The organism is Pseudomonas sp. FG86, assembly GCF_057808775.1.
The window spans coordinates 1-17,095 of sequence record NZ_JBMDIS010000029.1 but is presented as its reverse complement, the minus strand read 5'-3'; the positions used below and the strand labels follow the sequence as shown (position 1 = coordinate 17,095).

Sequence of the window (17,095 nt, the reverse complement as noted above, 5' to 3'; positions counted from 1 at the left end):
CCTTTGCGTTGATAGATAAGGCATCACCTATCGAGTGAAAGAAGGGCGATGTCTTCGCTAAGTGGCCAGGGGCTTTGTCCAGTTCCAGCGACAGGGTGTGGAGGGGTTACTTCAAGTGATTGATGTGTAATCGTTTGTTGATGCGCAAAGATATCAAGCCAGGTTTTGTTCGGTGAGCCGCTGCACCGCCAGGCGACGGTAGTGGGAGGGGGTCATGCCCTTGAGCTGTTGAAAGCGTCGATTGAAGTTGGAAATGTTATTGAAGCCGGATTCGAAACACACATCCGTGACTGCTTTATCGCCATCGGCCAGTAACTCGCAGGACTTGCTGATACGCAGGCGATTGACGAACTCGATAAACGTACGACCGGTGGCCTGCTTGAACACCCGGGAAAAATACGTCGGCTTCATGCCCAGGTATTCCGCCACTTCCTCCAGTGGCAACTCCCGCGCGTAGTGGGCAAAGATGTAGTCCACCGCGCGGTTGGTGCGGTCAATGCTGTGCTCATCGGCCAGTTGCGGCGTGGTCACGCCGGACAACAACTGGTAGTCCTCGCACGCGCTCAGCACGTCCAGCAGGATAAAGAAGTGCCCCAGGCGCGCCATGCCTTGGGCGTCCTCAATGCGTTGCATCAAGGTCATGGCCTGGGCGATGGTTTTTTTGCAGCGAAATTCGATGCCGGACTGCGCCCGTTCCAGCAGCGGTGCCAGGGTCTTGAGTTCGGCGAAAATAGGGCTGCCGTTCTCAAACAGTTCATCGGTGAAGTTCACCAACATGTCGCGCTTGGGCACCACCTCGTCTTCCTCCACCTGGCTGATCCAGTTGTGGGGCAGGTTGGGGCCGGTGAGGAACAGGCTTTCCGGGTAGAAATTGCCGATGTAGTCGCCGATAAACACTTTGCCAGAGCTGGCGATAATCAAGTGCAGCTCGTACTCCTTGTGGAAATGCCAGCGCACCAGCGGGCACGGGAAACCATGCTGGCGATAGATGATGGACAGACCGTTGTGATCGTCCATCAGCTCGTAGGAAGGGTCGGTGATTCGCGTTGCTCGGGTCATGCTGCCGTCGCTTTATTGTGGTTGCTGCGTGGGATAATGCCCCCTTGCGCGCGACCTCGCCAGCGCTGGTGTTTATACGGTACGGTTCTTCGCCTCGATCCACTGGGACATGTACTGCGTACTTTTATGCGCGTGATGGCGCAGCATGCTGCCGGTAAAGTTGTCGCGGCGATGGGCCGCAAGGTTGCGGCGGCATTGCTCCAGGCATGCCACCAAGGCCGGTCCGTGGAGGGCCTGGTCATAGCGCCGGGCCAGGAGCTGGCGCCCCTGTTCCTGGGCCTGGGTCCAACGCTCGCGGTCCTGATAAAGGGCCACGGCGGCGGCGGCCAGGGCCGGGGCGTTCTGCTCGATCGCGCCGGGCCAGGGCTGATCGTCGCCCATCGCTTCGGCGCCGATCGGTGTGGTGACATTCGGCGTGCCACACAGCATCGCATCCGCCAGCTTGCCCTTGATCCCGGCGCCAAAGCGCAGGGGGGCCAGGCAGATACGTGCGGCACTCATCACCTGCAACGCATCTTCGGCCCAGTTCATCACATGAAACCCCTGGGCCGCGTTGTGCAGGGCGGTGGCCTTGGGCGGGGTGTAGGCCCCGTAGATATGCAGTTGGGCGCCCGGCAGTTGCTGGCGGATCAGCGGCCACACGCTGTTTTTCATCCACAACACCGCATCCCAGTTCGGCGCGTGACGGAAGTTACCGATACTGAGGAAGTGCGCGCGGTCTTCAAAGGGCGCGAAGGCTGCGGTCGGTGGCTGCATCATCAACGGGCACCAGTGGAGCAGGGCGGCGGGCACCTTGAACTGTTCGATGAGCAGGCGGATTTCCACGTCGGAAATCATCAGGCTGATATCGCAGCGGTAAATCGCCGCGATTTCACGCTTGGCCAGGTCGGTGTCGGCCATCAACTGGAATTCCTGTTTCAGCGCCGGGGTAAACAGTGCACTGAAGTCTTCGCCGTCGGGATGGGCCTTGAGGTGGTCCCTGAGGCGCTGGTGGCGCGCGTCGCGCAGGCTTTGCAGGTCGGAGGTCTCCAGCACGCGCAGGGCGTGGGGGCAGCACTTCTCCACGCGCCAACCAAACTGTTCTTCCATCATGAAACGGTCGAACAGCACGATGTCCGGGGCCAATTCGCAAATAAAATCGTCGAAGCTGCTGTTATTGAGCTCAATCGCGCATTCGGCGATGCCCAGCGCAGCCAGGTCGGCTTTGTGCTCGCCCAGCGCTGCGGGGCTGCTGAAGGTTATGTCCCAACCTTGCGTAAGAAAAGTATCGAGGATCTGCATCATATGCCCGCCCGCTGCCGAGGAGCGTGGCTCCGGCCAGACATAACCAATGACCAGGACTTTGGTGGCGGGCTGATTCATTAACAACGGTTTCCTTGGAGGGCAGGCGCAAAGCGCGCAATTAAACCACAACCGCGAGACATGACAATTTGTGTCTGGCGGTAGGTAGCCACAGCACTTTGTGGTTAACTTCCGCCTCTCGAATTCGTTTAATCAAACCCAGCATAAGGATTCTATTCATGGCTCAAGTCACCCTTCGTGGGAACCCTGTCCAGGTTGAAGGCGAATTGCCGCAAGTCGGCTCCAAAGCTGCAGACTTCACCCTGACCGCCGGCGATCTGTCGGATGCAACCCTGGCTACCTTTGCCGGCAAGCGCAAAGTGCTGAATATCTTCCCAAGCGTCGACACCCCGACCTGTGCGACTTCGGTACGCAAGTTCAACGCCCAGGCCAACGATCTGAACAACGCCGTTGTACTGTGCATCTCCACTGACCTGCCATTTGCCCAGGCGCGTTTCTGCGGCGCCGAAGGCCTGGAAAACGTGAAGAGCCTGTCGGACTTCCGTGACCCTGGTTTCGCAGTCGATTACGGCGTAGCGATTACTGATGGCCCACTCAAAGGCCTGACCGCACGTGCTGTTGTGGTACTGGACGAAAACAACAACGTGCTGCACAGCGAACTGGTTTCGGAAATCGGCCAGGAGCCAAACTACGAAGCAGCCCTGGCTGTTTTGAAGTAACTGTTTCGGCGCATTACTGTCGTTACGCAGTAACACGCGCGGCACATAATCGCGGCCTGGCCTAGTCCAGGCCGTTTTTATTTGCACGTCAGATGCTTAGGGAAATAGCCGGCGGACTAAGCTCAAAAGTTAAAAGATGTAAGCCCAAGGTAAATAGCCGGTAAAGGCGCTTTTCTTAACGCGCCCCAGTGCTTATCTTTCAGCCTCCCAAAGAAGAAGCTCTCGCGCCCAATGGTTGATCACTCCATGCAATCCACCCCCCGTAACTCCCGACGCTGGCTGTTCGGCCTGCTTGTGCTGCTGGTTATCGCCGGTCTGTGCTGGAAATTCTGGCCGGGTGGCGCTGCCCATAAAGATGCGCCGGCCGCACGCACCAGCAAGACGGGCATGGCACGCCCAGGCTTCGGTGGTTCCACTGGGCCGGTGCCGGTGCGCGTGGCACCGGCGGTGCTGGGGGAATTCCCGGTGTACTACAAGGCATTGGGTACGGTCACCGCGCTCAACACCATCAATGTACGCAGCCAGGTGGGCGGCCAGTTGGTGAAGATCGCCTTTGAAGAAGGGCAGATGGTCAAGGCCGGCGACCTGTTGGCGGAAATCGACCCGCGCAGCTATCAGAACGCCTTGCTCCAGGCCCAGGGCACGCTGATGCAGAACCAGGCCCAGTTGAAGAACGCCCAGGTCGACGTCCAGCGTTACCGCGACCTCTACGCCCAGGACAGCATCGCCAAGCAGACCCTCGACACAGCCGAAGCGCTGGTCCTGCAATACCAGGGCACGGTCAAGACCAACCAGGGCGCGGTGGACGACGCCAAGCTCAACCTCGAATTCACCAAGATCCGCGCGCCGATCAGCGGGCGCGTCGGCCTGCGTCAGCTCGACGTCGGTAACCTGGTGGCCGCCAACGACACCACGGCGCTGGCGGTGATCACCCAGACCCAACCGATCAGCGTGGCCTTCACCCTGCCGGAGAGCACCCTGGAAACCGTGCTCGCCCGTTACCACGCCGGCAACAAGCTGCCCGTGGAGGCCTGGGACCGTGGCGATGCGAAGCGCCAGGCCACCGGCGTGCTACAGAGCCTGGACAACCAGATCGACGTCACCACCGGTACCCTGAAGTTCAAGGCACGTTTCGATAACAAGGACCAGGTACTGTTCCCCAACCAATTCGTGAATGTGCATCTGCTCGCCGATACCCTGCACAACGTGGTACTGGCGCCGTCGGCCGCGATTCAGTTCGGCAACAACGGCACCTTTGTCTACAAGCTCGATGGCGATAAGAAGGTCAAGGTCCAGCCGTTGGTGGTGGGTGACAGCGATGGCGATAACACCGTGATCAAGGAGGGCCTGGTCGCCGGCGACCGGGTGGTGCTTGAAGGCACCGACCGCCTGAAGGACGGCAGCGAAGTCGAAGTGGTCAACGACAGCAGCCAGGTACCGACCACGCCGACCGAGCACCTGCAAGGCAAGCCTGCTGCGAAAGGGGAGACCGGCGCTGACGCCGGCAAGGCGCAAAAGGTCGGTTCATGAACCTCTCGCGGCTGTTTATCCTTCGCCCGGTCGCCACCACGCTGAGCATGCTGGCCATTGTCCTGGCCGGCATCATCTCGTACCGCCTGCTACCCGTCTCGGCCTTGCCCCAGGTGGATTACCCGACCATCCGCGTGATGACCCTGTACCCTGGCGCCAGCCCGGACGTGATGACCAGCGCCGTCACCGCGCCCCTGGAGCGCCAGTTCGGGCAAATGCCCGGCCTGACCCAGATGGCGTCCACCAGCTCCGGCGGCGCCTCGGTGCTGACCCTGCGTTTCAACCTCGACATCAATATGGATGTCGCCGAGCAACAGGTGCAGGCCGCGATCAACGCCGCCACCAACCTGCTGCCCAAGGATTTGCCGGCGCCGCCGGTGTACAACAAGGTCAACCCGGCGGACACCCCGGTGTTGACCTTGGCGATCACCTCCAAGACCATGCTGCTGCCCAAGCTCAATGACCTGGTCGATACGCGCATGGCGCAGAAGATCGCGCAGATCAGCGGCGTCGGCATGGTCAGCATCGCCGGCGGCCAGCGCCAGGCGGTGCGGATCAAGGTCAACCCCGAGGCCCTGGCCGCCAACGGCTTGAACCTGTCGGACGTGCGTACCCTGATCGCCGCGTCCAACGTCAACCAGCCCAAGGGTAACTTCGACGGCCCGACCCGGGTGTCGATGCTCGATGCCAACGACCAGTTGGTCTCGCCCCAGCAATACGCCGAACTGATCCTGGCCTACAACAATGGCGCACCGTTGCGCCTCAAGGATGTGGCGCAGATCGTCGATGGTGCGGAAAACGAACGCCTTGCTGCCTGGGCCAATGAAAACCAGGCCGTGTTGCTGAACATCCAGCGCCAGCCGGGCGCCAACGTGATCGAGGTGGTGGACCGTATCAAGGCCCTGCTGCCGAGTATCACCGATAACCTGCCGGCCGGCCTGGACGTCACGGTCCTGACCGACCGCACCCAGACCATCCGCGCGTCGGTCACCGACGTGCAGCACGAACTGCTGATCGCCATTGCCCTGGTGGTGATGGTGACCTTCCTGTTCCTGCGCCGGGTCAGCGCCACGATCATTCCCTCCATTGCCGTGCCGCTATCGCTGGTCGGCACCTTTGGGGTGATGTACCTGGCCGGTTTCTCCATCAACAACCTCACGCTGATGGCCCTGACCATCGCCACCGGCTTCGTGGTGGACGATGCCATCGTGATGCTGGAGAACATTTCCCGCTACATCGAGGAAGGCGAGACCCCGCTGGTAGCCGCGCTCAAGGGCGCCAAGCAGATCGGGTTCACCCTGATTTCCCTGACCCTGTCGCTGATCGCCGTATTGATTCCGTTGCTGTTCATGGCTGACGTGGTCGGGCGCCTGTTCCGCGAATTCGCGATTACCCTGGCGGTGGCGATCCTGATTTCCCTGGTGGTGTCCCTGACCCTGACGCCGATGATGTGCGCGCGGCTGCTCAAGCGGGAACCCAAGGAAGAAGAACAAAGCCGTTTCTACAAGGCCAGCGGCGCCTGGATCGACTGGCTGATCGGCGCCTACGGGCGCAAATTGCAGTGGGTGCTCAGGCACCAGCCGCTGACCCTGCTGGTGGCCATCGCCACCCTGGGCCTTACGGTAGTGCTGTACCTGGTGGTGCCCAAGGGCTTTTTCCCGGTGCAGGACACCGGGGTGATCCAGGGCATTTCCGAAGCGCCGCAGTCGATATCCTTTGCGGCCATGAGCCAGCGCCAGCAGGAGCTGGCCAAGATCATCCTGGCCGACCCGGCGGTGCAAAGCCTGTCGTCCTACATTGGCGTGGATGGCGATAACGCCACCCTCAACAGCGGCCGCTTGCTGATCAACCTCAAGCCCCACGGCCAGCGCGACCTGAGTGCCGCCCAGGTGATCACCCGCCTGCAACCGGAAATCGACAAGCTGGTGGGCATCCGCCTGTTCATGCAGCCGGTGCAGGACCTGACCATTGAAGACCGCGTCAGCCGAACCCAGTACCAGTTCAGCATGTCCTCGCCGGATGCGGAGTTGCTGGCCCTGTGGAGCGGCAAGCTGGTGCATGCACTCCGCCAGTTGCCGGAGCTGACCGACGTCGCCAGCGACCTCCAGGACAAGGGCCTGCAGGTGTACCTGGTGATCGATCGTGATGCGGCCTCGCGCCTGGGTGTCAGCGTGTCGACCATTACCGATGCGCTGTACGACGCCTTCGGCCAGCGGCAGATTTCCACCATCTACACCCAGGCCAGCCAATACCGCGTGGTCTTGCAGGCCCAGTCGGGCGAAACCCTGGGGCCGGATGCGCTGAACCAGATCCATGTGAAGACCACCGACGGCGGCCAGGTCCGCCTGTCGAGCCTGGCCCGGGTGGAACAGCGCCAGGCCCAGTTGGCGATTGCGCATATCGGCCAGTTCCCGGCGGTGATGATGTCATTCAACCTGGCGCCCGGCGTGGCGCTGGGCAAAGGCGTCGAGCTGATCAACCAGGTGCAGAAGGACATCGGCATGCCGGTGGGCGTGCAGACCCAGTTCCAGGGCGCCGCCCAGGCGTTCGAGGCGTCGTTGTCGAGCACCTTGCTGCTGATCCTGGCGGCGGTGGTCACCATGTATATCGTGCTCGGCGTGCTCTACGAGAGCTACATCCACCCGATCACCATCCTTTCGACCCTGCCGTCGGCAGCGGTGGGGGCCTTGCTCGCGTTGCTGCTCAGTGGCAATGACCTGGGCATGATCGCGATCATCGGCATCATCCTGCTGATCGGCATCGTGAAAAAGAACGCGATCATGATGATCGACTTCGCCCTGGACGCCGAACGCAACCAGGGGCTGGACCCGCAGACCGCGATCTACCGGGCGGCGCTGTTGCGCTTCCGGCCGATCCTGATGACCACCCTGGCGGCGCTGTTCGGTGCGGTGCCGTTGATGCTGGCCACCGGCTCCGGCGCAGAACTGCGCCAGCCCCTGGGCCTGGTGATGGTTGGCGGTTTGCTGGTGAGCCAGGTGTTGACCCTGTTCACCACCCCGGTGATCTACCTGTACTTCGACCGCCTCGGTCGTCGCTGGCGCAAAGAGCCGCAAAGCCTGGAGCCGGTTGAGTCATGAACCTGTCCGGACCTTTCATTCGCCGGCCGGTCGCCACCATGCTGCTGAGCCTGGCGATCCTGTTGCTGGGCGGTGTCAGCTTTAACCTGCTGCCGGTGTCGCCGCTGCCGCAGATCGATTTCCCGGTGATCGTGGTCTCGGCCAGCTTGCCCGGCGCGAGTCCCGAGGTGATGGCGTCGACCGTGGCCACGCCGTTGGAGCGCTCCTTTGGCGCGATTGCCGGCATTACCACCATGAGCAGTTCGTCGAGCCAGGGCTCCACCCGGGTGATCCTGGCGTTCGACTCAGACCGTGACATCAACGGCGCGGCGCGGGAAGTGCAGGCGGCCATCAACGCTTCGCGCAACCTGCTGCCCAGCGGCATGCGCAGCATGCCCACCTACAAGAAAATCAACCCGTCCCAGGCACCGATCATGGTGCTGTCGCTGACCTCGGATGTGTTGCAGAAAGGCCAGTTGTACGACCTGGCCTCGACCATCCTCTCGCAAAGCCTGTCCCAGGTGCCCGGCGTGGGCGAAGTGCAGATCGGCGGCAGCTCCCTGCCGGCGGTGCGTATCGAACTTGAACCCAAGGCTCTCGACCAGTACGGCGTGGCCCTGGACGATGTGCGCAACACCATTGCCAACGCGAACCAGCGGCGCCCCAAGGGCTCCCTGGAAGACAGCGAGCGCAATTGGCAGATCCAGGCCAATGACCAGTTGGAAAAGGCCAAGGACTATGAACCGCTGCTGATTCGCTACCAGAACGGCGCGGCCCTGCGCCTGAAGGATGTGGCCACGATCACTGATGGCGTGGAAGACCGCTACAACAGTGGTTTCTTCAACAACGATTCGGCGGTGCTGCTGGTGATCAATCGCCAGTCCGGCGCCAACATCATCGAGACCGTGAGGCAGATCAAGGCCCAGCTGCCGGCATTGCAGGCGGTGCTGCCGTCCAGCGTCAAGCTGAGCCTGGCGATGGACCGCTCGCCGGTGATCACCGCGACCTTGCATGAAGCCGAGATGACCCTGCTGATTGCCGTGGGCCTGGTCATCCTGGTGGTGTACCTGTTCCTCGGTAACTTCCGCGCCTCGTTGATTCCGACCCTGGCGGTGCCGGTGTCGCTGGTGGGAACGTTCGCGGTGATGTACCTGTACGGGTTTTCGTTGAACAACTTCTCGCTGATGGCGCTGATCCTGGCGACCGGCCTGGTGGTGGACGATGCCATCGTGGTACTGGAGAACATTTCCCGACATATCGACGAAGGGGTGCCGCCGATGAAGGCGGCGTACCTGGGCGCCCAGGAAGTCGGCTTTACCTTGTTGTCGATGAACGTGTCGCTGGTGGCGGTGTTCCTGTCCATCCTGTTCATGGGCGGCATCGTCACCAACCTGTTCCGCGAGTTTTCCATCACCTTGTCGGCGGCGATCATTGTGTCGCTGATTGTCTCGCTGACCCTGACGCCGATGCTCTGCGCCCGCTGGCTCAAGCCCCATGTCAAAGGCCAGATGACCGGTTTGCAGCGCTGGAGCCAGAAGATCAACGACCGCATGGTCGCCGGCTACGCCACCAGCCTCGACTGGGTGCTGCGCCACCGCCGACTGACCCTGCTCAGCCTGTTGCTGACCATCGGCATGAACGTGGCGTTGTATGTCGTGGTGCCGAAAACCTTTATGCCGCAGCAGGACACCGGCCAGTTGATCGGCTTCGTGCGCGGCGATGACGGGCTGTCGTTCAGCGTGATGCAGCCGAAGATGGAGACCTTCCGCAAGGCGGTGCTCAAGGACCCGGCGGTACTCAGCGTGGCCGGGTTTATCGGCGGGAGCAACGGCACCAACAACGCGGTGATGCTGGTGCGGCTCAAGCCTATCAGCGAACGCAAGGTCTCGGCGCAAGCGGTGATCGAGCGCTTGCGCAAGGATGTGCCGCTGGTGCCGGGCGGGCGCCTGTTCCTGATGGCCGACCAGGACCTGCAATTCGGCGGCAGCCGTGACCAGACCACTGCACAGTATTCCTACATCCTGCAAAGCGGTGACTTGGCCGCGCTGCGCCTGTGGTACCCGAAAGTCGTGGCCGCCCTGCGTGAGCTGCCCGAGCTGACCGCCATCGATGCCCGCGAAGGCCGCGGCGCTGCCCAGGTCACGCTGATCGTTGACCGCGACCAGGCCAAGCGCCTGGGCATCGACATGAACATGGTCACGGCAGTCTTGAACAATGCCTACAGCCAGCGGCAGATTTCCACCATCTACGACAGCCTCAACCAGTACCAGGTGGTGATGGAGGTCAACCCGAAATACGCCCAGGACCCGATTACCCTGAACCAGATGCAGGTGATCACGTCCAGTGGCGCGCGGGTGCCGTTGTCGACCATTGCCCACTATGAAAACAGCCTGGCGGACGATCGCGTCAGCCATGAAGGCCAGTTCGCCTCGGAAAACATTGCCTTCGACATGGCGCCCGGTGTGACGGTGGAGCAGGGGACGGCTGCCATCGAGCGAGCGATTGCCAAGCTCGGCTTGCCTGAGGATGTGATTGCCAAGATGGCCGGCACCGCCGACGCCTTCGCGGCGACGCAGAAGGGCCAGCCGTTCATGATTCTCGGCGCGCTGGTGGCGGTGTACCTGGTGCTGGGCATCCTCTATGAAAGCTATATCCACCCGCTGACGATCCTCTCGACCCTGCCGTCGGCCGGGGTCGGTGCGATGCTCGCCATCTACCTGACGGGCGGCGAGTTCAGCCTGATTTCCTTGCTGGGCCTGTTCCTGCTGATCGGCGTGGTGAAGAAGAACGCCATCTTGATGATCGACCTGGCCTTGCAGTTGGAGCGTAACGACGGCATGGACCCGCTGGAGTCGATTCGCAGTGCCTGCCTGCTGCGCTTGCGGCCGATCCTGATGACCACCCTGGCCGCCATTCTCGGCGCCTTGCCCTTGCTGCTGGGCGCTGGTGATGGCGCGGAAATGCGCCACCCACTGGGCTTGACCATCATCGGCGGCCTGGCCTTCAGCCAGATCCTGACCCTCTACACCACCCCGGTGGTTTACCTTTATCTAGACCGCGCGCGCCACCGTTTCAACGCCTGGCGTGGCGTGCGTACCGATGCTGCCCTGGACACTGCGCTATGACCGATTCAACCCACACCCATGCACGGCGGGTTTCCGACACGGCACCCACCCCTGTAGGAGCGAGCTTGCTCGCGAAAAAAAGGCAGGCCCCGCGTTCATTCAGGCTCGGCGCGTTATCGTTAACGACCTTCGCGAGCAAGCTCGCTCCTACAGTGGGGTTGGCGTTGTTGCTCAGCGCCTGCGCCGTCGGCCCTGACTACCATCGCCCGGAAGTCATCGAGCCGGCGCAGTTCAAGGAGGCCCAGGGCTGGCGCCAGGCCACGCCGAGCGATTCCCTGGCCCGTGGCGCCTGGTGGGAGCTGTACGGTGATCGTCAACTCAATGACCTGGTGCAGCGCCTGAACAGCTCCAACCAGACCGTGGCCCAGGCCGAAGCACGTTTTCGCCAGGCCCAGGCCCTGGTGCGCAGTTCCCGTGGCGCGTTTTACCCCACCGTTGACCTGAGCGTCGGAAAAACCCGCGCGAGCCAGGGCTCCGGTAGCAGCAGCGCGAGCCTCAGCAGTTCCAGCAGCGGCATCCGCAACACCCTCAACGCCCAGCTGGGCGTGAGCTGGGAAGCCGACATCTGGGGCAAGTTGCGCCGCGGCCTGGAGGCCAACGAAGCCAGCGCCGAAGCCAGCTCGGCCGACCTGGCCGCGATGCGCTTGAGCCAACAGTCGGAACTGGTGCAAAGCTACCTGCAATTGCGGGTCATGGACGAGCAGACCCGTCTGCTGCAAGCCACCCTGGACACGTACCAACGCTCCCTGCAAATGACCGAAAACCAATACCGCGCCGGTGTCTCCGGCAAGGAAGCGGTGGCCCAGGCGCAAACCCAGCTCAAGACGACCCAAGCCAGCCTGATCGACCTGATCTGGCAGCGCGCGCAACTGGAAAACGCCATCGCCGTGTTGATCGGTGAGGCACCCGCCAACTTCAACCTGGCGGTGAGCAAGGACATCCCGGCATTGCCGCAGATCCCGGTCAGCCTGCCTTCGCAATTGCTCGAACGTCGCCCGGACATCGCTTCGGCCGAACGCTCAGTGATCGCCGCCAACGCCAATATCGGCGTGGCCAAGGCTGCCTATTACCCGGACCTGAGCCTCAGCCTGGCCGGGGGCTACTCCAGCAGCACCTATGCCGATTGGATCAGCCTGCCGAACCGCTTCTGGTCGGTCGGGCCGAAACTCGCCATGACCCTGTTCGACGGCGGCCAGCGCTCGGCGGAAGTGGACCGCACGGTGGCTTCCTACGACGAAACAGTGGCCAAGTACCGCCAGACCGTACTGGACGGGTTCCGCGAAGTGGAAAACTACATGGTCCAGCTCAAGGTGCTGGAAGACGAGGCCGTGGTCAGCAACGAAGCCCTGGAAGCCGCGCGGGAATCGTTGCGCTTGACCCAGAACCAATACAAGGCGGGGCTGATTGCCTATCTGGATGTGGTCACTGTGCAGGCCACCGCTTTGAGTAACGAGCGCACTGTGTTGACCTTGCTGCAGTCGCGATTGGTGGCGAGCGTGCAACTGATCGCCGCACTGGGCGGTGGCTGGGATGGGCAGACGTCGATTGCCGAGAAGGAGTGAGTGCGCAAGGCAGGACAGTGAGCCGCATTTTGGCAGCGATAATGTGGAGGCTAAGCAGTAGGCATGACGGCAAGAATCGATCGGCGTTGAGCCGGTAGATTGGCGTCAAAATGCCACTGATGGCTCTCTGATAATTAATCGAGTGCCCAAGAATTATTCTCGCTACAATCGCCCGCTTTGCCACTTGGCACGGGCCTCTCCGGCCCGTTGCGCACGAGAAATTGCATGCTTGTCGGTAGTTATTCCCCCTCCCTGGTTGTGATCTCCCTGTTCGTTGCGATCCTCGCGTCCTATACCGCGCTGGACCTCAGTGGCCGCATCGCCACGGCCAGCGGGCGCGCGGTTTATCTATGGATAGCAGGCGGGGCGCTGGCCATGGGCGTGGGGGTGTGGTCCATGCACTTTATCGGCATGTTGGCGCTGCGCCTGCCGTTTGCCCTGGGATTTGACCTGGGCATTACCGCGCTGTCGCTGTTGATCGCGGTGTTGTCCAGCGGTTTTGCCTTATGGCTGGTGAGCCAGCAGCACCTGCCCGCCTGGCAGCTGGTGTTTGGCGCGCTGGTCATGGGGATGGGCATCGCCAGCATGCATTACACCGGCATGGCCGCGATGCGCATGACGCCGGGCATCGACTACGACCCCGGCTTGTTTGGCGTGTCGTTGCTGATAGCGGTGGTGGCGTCCGGCGCGGCACTTTGGATCGCCTTTAACCTTCGGCGCAATACTCCCTACGTACGCCTGGTACGTGGCGGGGCGGCGGTGGTAATGGGGTTTGCCATTGTTGGCATGCATTACACCGGTATGGCCGCGGCACGCTTTGCCGATGACAGTTTTTGCGGCGCCGCCTTGACCGGCTTGAGTGGCAAGGGCCTGGATAACCTGGTGCTGGTGACGACCTTGGCCGTGCTTGCCATTGCATTGCTGACCTCGCTGCTTGATGCGCGCCTGGAAGCCCGCACCGCCATACTCGCCGACTCCCTGACCCTGGCGAACCAGGAACTGACCCACCTGGCCCTGCACGACATGCTCACCGGCCTGCCCAATCGCACCTTGCTCGCAGACCGTATTCAGCAGGCGATGCAGGCGGTTAAGGAGCAGGGCGGTTGCTTCGCCCTGATGTTTATCGACCTGGATGGCTTCAAACCGGTCAACGATGCCTTCGGCCACCACTTGGGGGATCAGTTGCTGCGCGAGGTCGGCCAGCGCCTGCGTGAAGACCTGCGCAGCCAGGACACCCTGGCGCGTATCGGCGGGGATGAGTTCGTGCTGCTGGTGCAACTGACGCAGCCGGATGATGCCCTCGGCCTGGCTGAACGCCAGGTGTCGTTGATCAATCGCGCGTTCCAGGTGGCCGAGCATGCGTTGAAAATCTCCGCCAGCGTCGGCATTGCCCTGTACCCCGGCAACGGCGGTAACCCCCAGGAGCTGCTGATGAACGCCGATGCCGCGATGTACCACGCCAAGGGCATGGGCAAGAACGGCTACAGCTTCTTCGATGTGTCGATGAACACTAACGCGCGCAAGCAGCTGCAGTTGTTGCAGGACCTGCGCAATGCCCTCGAACACCAGCAGTTCCGGTTGTATTACCAGCCCAAATTCGACGCCGTCAGTGGTCTCCCGGTAGGGGCCGAAGCGTTGCTGCGCTGGGAGCATCCGCAGCACGGTTTGCTGTTGCCCGACACGTTTATCGAATTGGCGGAAAAGACCGGGCTGATCATCCCGATGGGGGAATGGGTGCTCAATGAAGCCTGCCGCCAGATGCGCGAGTGGTACGGCCAGGGCTACGAGGGGTGGCGCATTGCCGTTAACCTCTCGGCGTTGCAGTTCTGCCATGGGGGGCTGGTCCAGAGTGTGGCGGCGGCCTTGGAGCGTCACCAGTTGCCGGCCAACAGCCTGACCCTGGAGATCACCGAGACCACCGCCATGCGCGATGCCGATGCGAGCATGACGGTGTTGCAGCAGCTTTCCGACATGGGGGTCGATCTGTCCATCGATGACTTTGGTACCGGCTATTCCAGCCTGATGTACCTCAAGCGCCTGCCGGCCAACGAACTGAAGATCGACCGTGGGTTTGTACGCGACCTGGAGCACGACAGCGACGATGCCGCCATCGTCTCGGCCATTGTCGCCCTGGGCCAGGCCCTGGGCCTGCGGATCGTCGCCGAAGGCGTGGAAACCGATGCGCAGCAGCGTTTCCTGACCCGCCTGGGCTGTGATTCCCTGCAAGGTTATCTGCTCGGACACCCGCTGCCGGCTGACGGCTTCATGGTCGGCATCCAGCGCGTCGAAGACGCGTTGGCGCCTGACAAAAGCCGTAGGTGACAGTTAGTATTGGATTCATGCATAAACATCAGGTTGAAACAGGGGACCGCACGCATGGACAAAGTCGTCATCATCACCGGGGGCAGCCGTGGGATTGGCGCCGAGACGGCATTGCTGGCCGCTCGCGAGGGCTATCGCATCTGCATCAATTACCAGTCCGACGAGGACGCCGCGCACCGCGTGCTTGAACAGGTTCGGGCCCTGGGCGCCCAGGCGATTGCCGTGCGGGCGGATGTCAGCATCGAAGATGAAGTGATCGCACTGTTTCATCGCGTCGACGCCGAACTGGGCCGGGTCACGGCGTTGGTCAACAATGCTGGCACCGTGGGGCATAAATCGCGGGTGGACGAAATGTCCGAGTTTCGCATCCTGAAAGTCATGAAGACCAATGTGCTTGGCCCGATCCTGTGTGCCAAGCATGCCGTGCTGCGCATGTCGCCCAAGCATGGCGGGCAGGGCGGCAGTATCGTCAACGTGTCATCGGTGGCCGCGCGGCTCGGCTCACCGGGAGAGTATGTCGATTACGCAGCCTCCAAGGGCGCGCTCGATACCTTCACCATTGGCTTGTCGAAGGAAGTCGCGGGCGAAGGCATTCGTGTCAACGCGGTACGCCCCGGCTATATCTTTACCGACTTCCATGCCTTGAGCGGCGACCCGAATCGGGTCAGCAAGCTGGAGTCTGGCATCCCCATGGCCCGGGGCGGGCGCCCGGATGAAGTGGCGGAAGCGATTATCTGGTTGTTGTCGGATAAGGCTTCTTATGCCACGGGCACATTTGTCGACCTGGGCGGTGGCCGTTAAGCGTCAGCGCAATCAGCTCGGAAGTCGGCGCAGGTTCATTACTCCGCCGGGTTCCAGCTCAGAATGACCTTACGATCCGGCCCAACGTCTCCATCGCCTTTTCCGACGCCTCGGTCCATGGGCTGCCATAGTTCAAGCGAATGCAATTGCGGAAACGCTGGGTTGCCGAGAAAATCGGTCCCGGCGCAATGCTGATGCCCTGGGCCAAAGCCATCTGGAACAATTTCAACGAGTCTGTCTGCTCTGGCAGTTCCAACCACAGGAAGTAGCCGCCGGCCGGCTGGCTGACCCGTGTCTGCGCCGGAAAGTAGCGTGCAATGGCGGCAAGCATGGCGCTTTGCTGTTCTTCCAGGGCATAGCGCAATTTGCGCAGGTGCCGATCATAGCCGCCGTGTTGCAGGTAGTCGGCGATGGCTGCCTGGGCCGGCATCGACGGGCAGAGCGAGGTCATCAGCTTCAAGCGCTCGACCTTCTGCGCATAACGCCCGGCCGCGACCCAGCCAACCCGGTAACCCGGGGCCAGGCTCTTGGCGAATGAACCGCAGTGCATCACCAGGCCCTCGGTGTCGAAGGCCTTGGCCGGTTTCGGTGCCTGTTGCCCGTAGTACAGCTCGGCGTAGACGTCGTCTTCGATCAGCGGCACCTGGTGACGGCGCAACAGCTCCACCAGTTCCTGTTTCTTCGACTCTGGCAGTGTGGCGCCCATGGGGTTCTGGAAGCTGGTCATGGTCCAGCAGGCCTTGATCGGGTAGCGCTCAAGGCTTTGCGACAACGCGTTAAGGTCAATGCCATCGCGTGGATGCACCGGGATCTCCACCGCCTTGAGCTTCAGGCGTTCCAGCACCTGCAGGCAGGCATAGAACGCGGGGGCTTCAATGGCCACCAGGTCACCCGGCTCGGTGACGGCCTGCAGGCACAGGTTCAGGGCCTCCAGCGCCCCGTTGGTGATCAGCAGTTCTTCCATGGGCAGCATCAGCCCGCCGACCATGTAGCGCAGGGCAATCTGGCGTCGCAATTGCGGGTTGCCCGGCGACATGTCGGTGACCACCAGGCGCGGGTCCATCTCACGGCTGGCGCTGGCCAGGGAACGGGCCAGGCGTGGCAGCGGGAACAGCATCGGGCTGGGGAAGGCCGAACCGAAGGGCACGGTGTTCGGGTCCTTGATGGAGTCGAGTACCGAGAACACCAGTTCGCTCACATCGACCTCGGTGGACTCGTGGACCTGCTCGCTCACCACCGGCTCGGAAAACGGGCTGGGTGCATGGGTATTGACGAAGTAGCCAGAGCGCGGACGCGCACGGATCAGGCCCCGGCGCTCCAGCAGGTAGTAGGCCTGGAAGACGGTGGATGGGCTGACGCCGTAGGTCTGGCTGGCATAGCGCACCGAGGGCACCCGTTGGCCGGGGCCGAGGACGCCGGAGCGGATCAGTTCGGCAATGTCATCGGCGAATTTTTCGTAGCGTTTCATTTTGGCCTTAAACACGTGTTTTATATGAGTGGAGATCCCATTGGGGGAGGGGGCTTGTCCCAATGCCAGTCAGTTAAGGAGGAACACTGTAACTGTGGCGAGCGGGCTTGCCCCGCGTTGGGCTGCGAAG

Annotated in this window: 10 protein-coding genes; 7 read left to right on the top strand and 3 right to left on the bottom strand. The window is 62.1% G+C overall.

Features of this window, described 5'->3' with window-relative positions:
* Positions 1 to 153: 153 nt before the first annotated feature.
* Positions 154 to 1,059, bottom strand: a complete 906-nt coding sequence (locus tag ACODSV_RS19120; protein ID WP_150054917.1) for an AraC family transcriptional regulator — start codon at positions 1,057 to 1,059, stop codon at positions 154 to 156.
* A gap of 72 nt (positions 1,060 to 1,131) precedes the next feature.
* Positions 1,132 to 2,421: a glycosyltransferase gene (locus ACODSV_RS19115; RefSeq protein ID WP_150054918.1), complete on the bottom strand. Its 1,290-nt coding sequence runs from the start codon at positions 2,419 to 2,421 to the stop codon at positions 1,132 to 1,134.
* Positions 2,422 to 2,579: 158 nt separating this feature from the next.
* Between ACODSV_RS19115 and tpx the strand changes: the two genes are divergently transcribed.
* From tpx to ACODSV_RS19080, 7 genes are all read left to right on the top strand, one after another.
* Positions 2,580 to 3,080: a thiol peroxidase gene (tpx, locus tag ACODSV_RS19110; RefSeq protein ID WP_150054919.1), complete on the top strand. Its 501-nt coding sequence runs from the start codon at positions 2,580 to 2,582 to the stop codon at positions 3,078 to 3,080.
* A gap of 231 nt (positions 3,081 to 3,311) precedes the next feature.
* Positions 3,312 to 4,610, top strand: coding sequence for an MdtA/MuxA family multidrug efflux RND transporter periplasmic adaptor subunit (locus tag ACODSV_RS19105; RefSeq protein WP_150054920.1), 1,299 nt, complete (start codon positions 3,312 to 3,314; stop codon positions 4,608 to 4,610).
* Positions 4,607 to 7,708 (top strand): MdtB/MuxB family multidrug efflux RND transporter permease subunit, encoded by a 3,102-nt coding sequence (locus ACODSV_RS19100; RefSeq protein ID WP_069075879.1) that lies wholly within the window; start codon positions 4,607 to 4,609, stop codon positions 7,706 to 7,708. The genes ACODSV_RS19105 and ACODSV_RS19100 overlap by 4 nt, the downstream gene beginning before the upstream one ends.
* Positions 7,705 to 10,812: an efflux RND transporter permease subunit gene (locus ACODSV_RS19095; protein WP_102624227.1), complete on the top strand. Its 3,108-nt coding sequence runs from the start codon at positions 7,705 to 7,707 to the stop codon at positions 10,810 to 10,812. Before ACODSV_RS19100 ends, ACODSV_RS19095 begins: the two co-directional genes overlap by 4 nt.
* On the top strand, positions 10,809 to 12,374 hold the full coding sequence (locus ACODSV_RS19090) for an efflux transporter outer membrane subunit (protein WP_024075157.1): 1,566 nt from the start codon (positions 10,809 to 10,811) through the stop codon (positions 12,372 to 12,374). The genes ACODSV_RS19095 and ACODSV_RS19090 overlap by 4 nt, the downstream gene beginning before the upstream one ends.
* A 225-nt stretch (positions 12,375 to 12,599) precedes the next feature.
* Positions 12,600 to 14,696: a putative bifunctional diguanylate cyclase/phosphodiesterase gene (locus ACODSV_RS19085; protein ID WP_024075158.1), complete on the top strand. Its 2,097-nt coding sequence runs from the start codon at positions 12,600 to 12,602 to the stop codon at positions 14,694 to 14,696.
* A gap of 54 nt (positions 14,697 to 14,750) precedes the next feature.
* A complete protein-coding gene (locus tag ACODSV_RS19080) occupies positions 14,751 to 15,497 on the top strand; it encodes an SDR family oxidoreductase (RefSeq protein ID WP_024075159.1) in 747 nt (248 codons plus the stop codon).
* A 58-nt stretch (positions 15,498 to 15,555) separates the two neighbouring features.
* Here ACODSV_RS19080 and mapR read toward each other — a convergent pair whose 3' ends face one another.
* Positions 15,556 to 16,965, bottom strand: a complete 1,410-nt coding sequence (gene mapR / locus ACODSV_RS19075) for a GntR family transcriptional regulator MpaR (RefSeq protein ID WP_024075160.1) — start codon at positions 16,963 to 16,965, stop codon at positions 15,556 to 15,558.
* Positions 16,966 to 17,095: the final 130 nt, after the last annotated feature.

What these genes read in the sequence shown, in the direction of transcription:
- ACODSV_RS19095 (WP_102624227.1), top strand. Translation starts at nt 7,705, where the DNA reads ATGAACCTGTCCGGACCTTTCATTCGCCGGCCGGTCGCCACCATGCTG.
- ACODSV_RS19115 (WP_150054918.1), bottom strand. Translation starts at nt 2,421, where the DNA reads ATGAATCAGCCCGCCACCAAAGTCCTGGTCATTGGTTATGTCTGGCCG.
- tpx (WP_150054919.1), top strand. Translation starts at nt 2,580, where the DNA reads ATGGCTCAAGTCACCCTTCGTGGGAACCCTGTCCAGGTTGAAGGCGAA.
- ACODSV_RS19105 (WP_150054920.1), top strand. Translation starts at nt 3,312, where the DNA reads ATGGTTGATCACTCCATGCAATCCACCCCCCGTAACTCCCGACGCTGG.
- ACODSV_RS19090 (WP_024075157.1), top strand. Translation starts at nt 10,809, where the DNA reads ATGACCGATTCAACCCACACCCATGCACGGCGGGTTTCCGACACGGCA.
- ACODSV_RS19085 (WP_024075158.1), top strand. Translation starts at nt 12,600, where the DNA reads ATGCTTGTCGGTAGTTATTCCCCCTCCCTGGTTGTGATCTCCCTGTTC.
- ACODSV_RS19100 (WP_069075879.1), top strand. Translation starts at nt 4,607, where the DNA reads ATGAACCTCTCGCGGCTGTTTATCCTTCGCCCGGTCGCCACCACGCTG.
- ACODSV_RS19120 (WP_150054917.1), bottom strand. Translation starts at nt 1,059, where the DNA reads ATGACCCGAGCAACGCGAATCACCGACCCTTCCTACGAGCTGATGGAC.
- ACODSV_RS19080 (WP_024075159.1), top strand. Translation starts at nt 14,751, where the DNA reads ATGGACAAAGTCGTCATCATCACCGGGGGCAGCCGTGGGATTGGCGCC.
- mapR (WP_024075160.1), bottom strand. Translation starts at nt 16,965, where the DNA reads ATGAAACGCTACGAAAAATTCGCCGATGACATTGCCGAACTGATCCGC.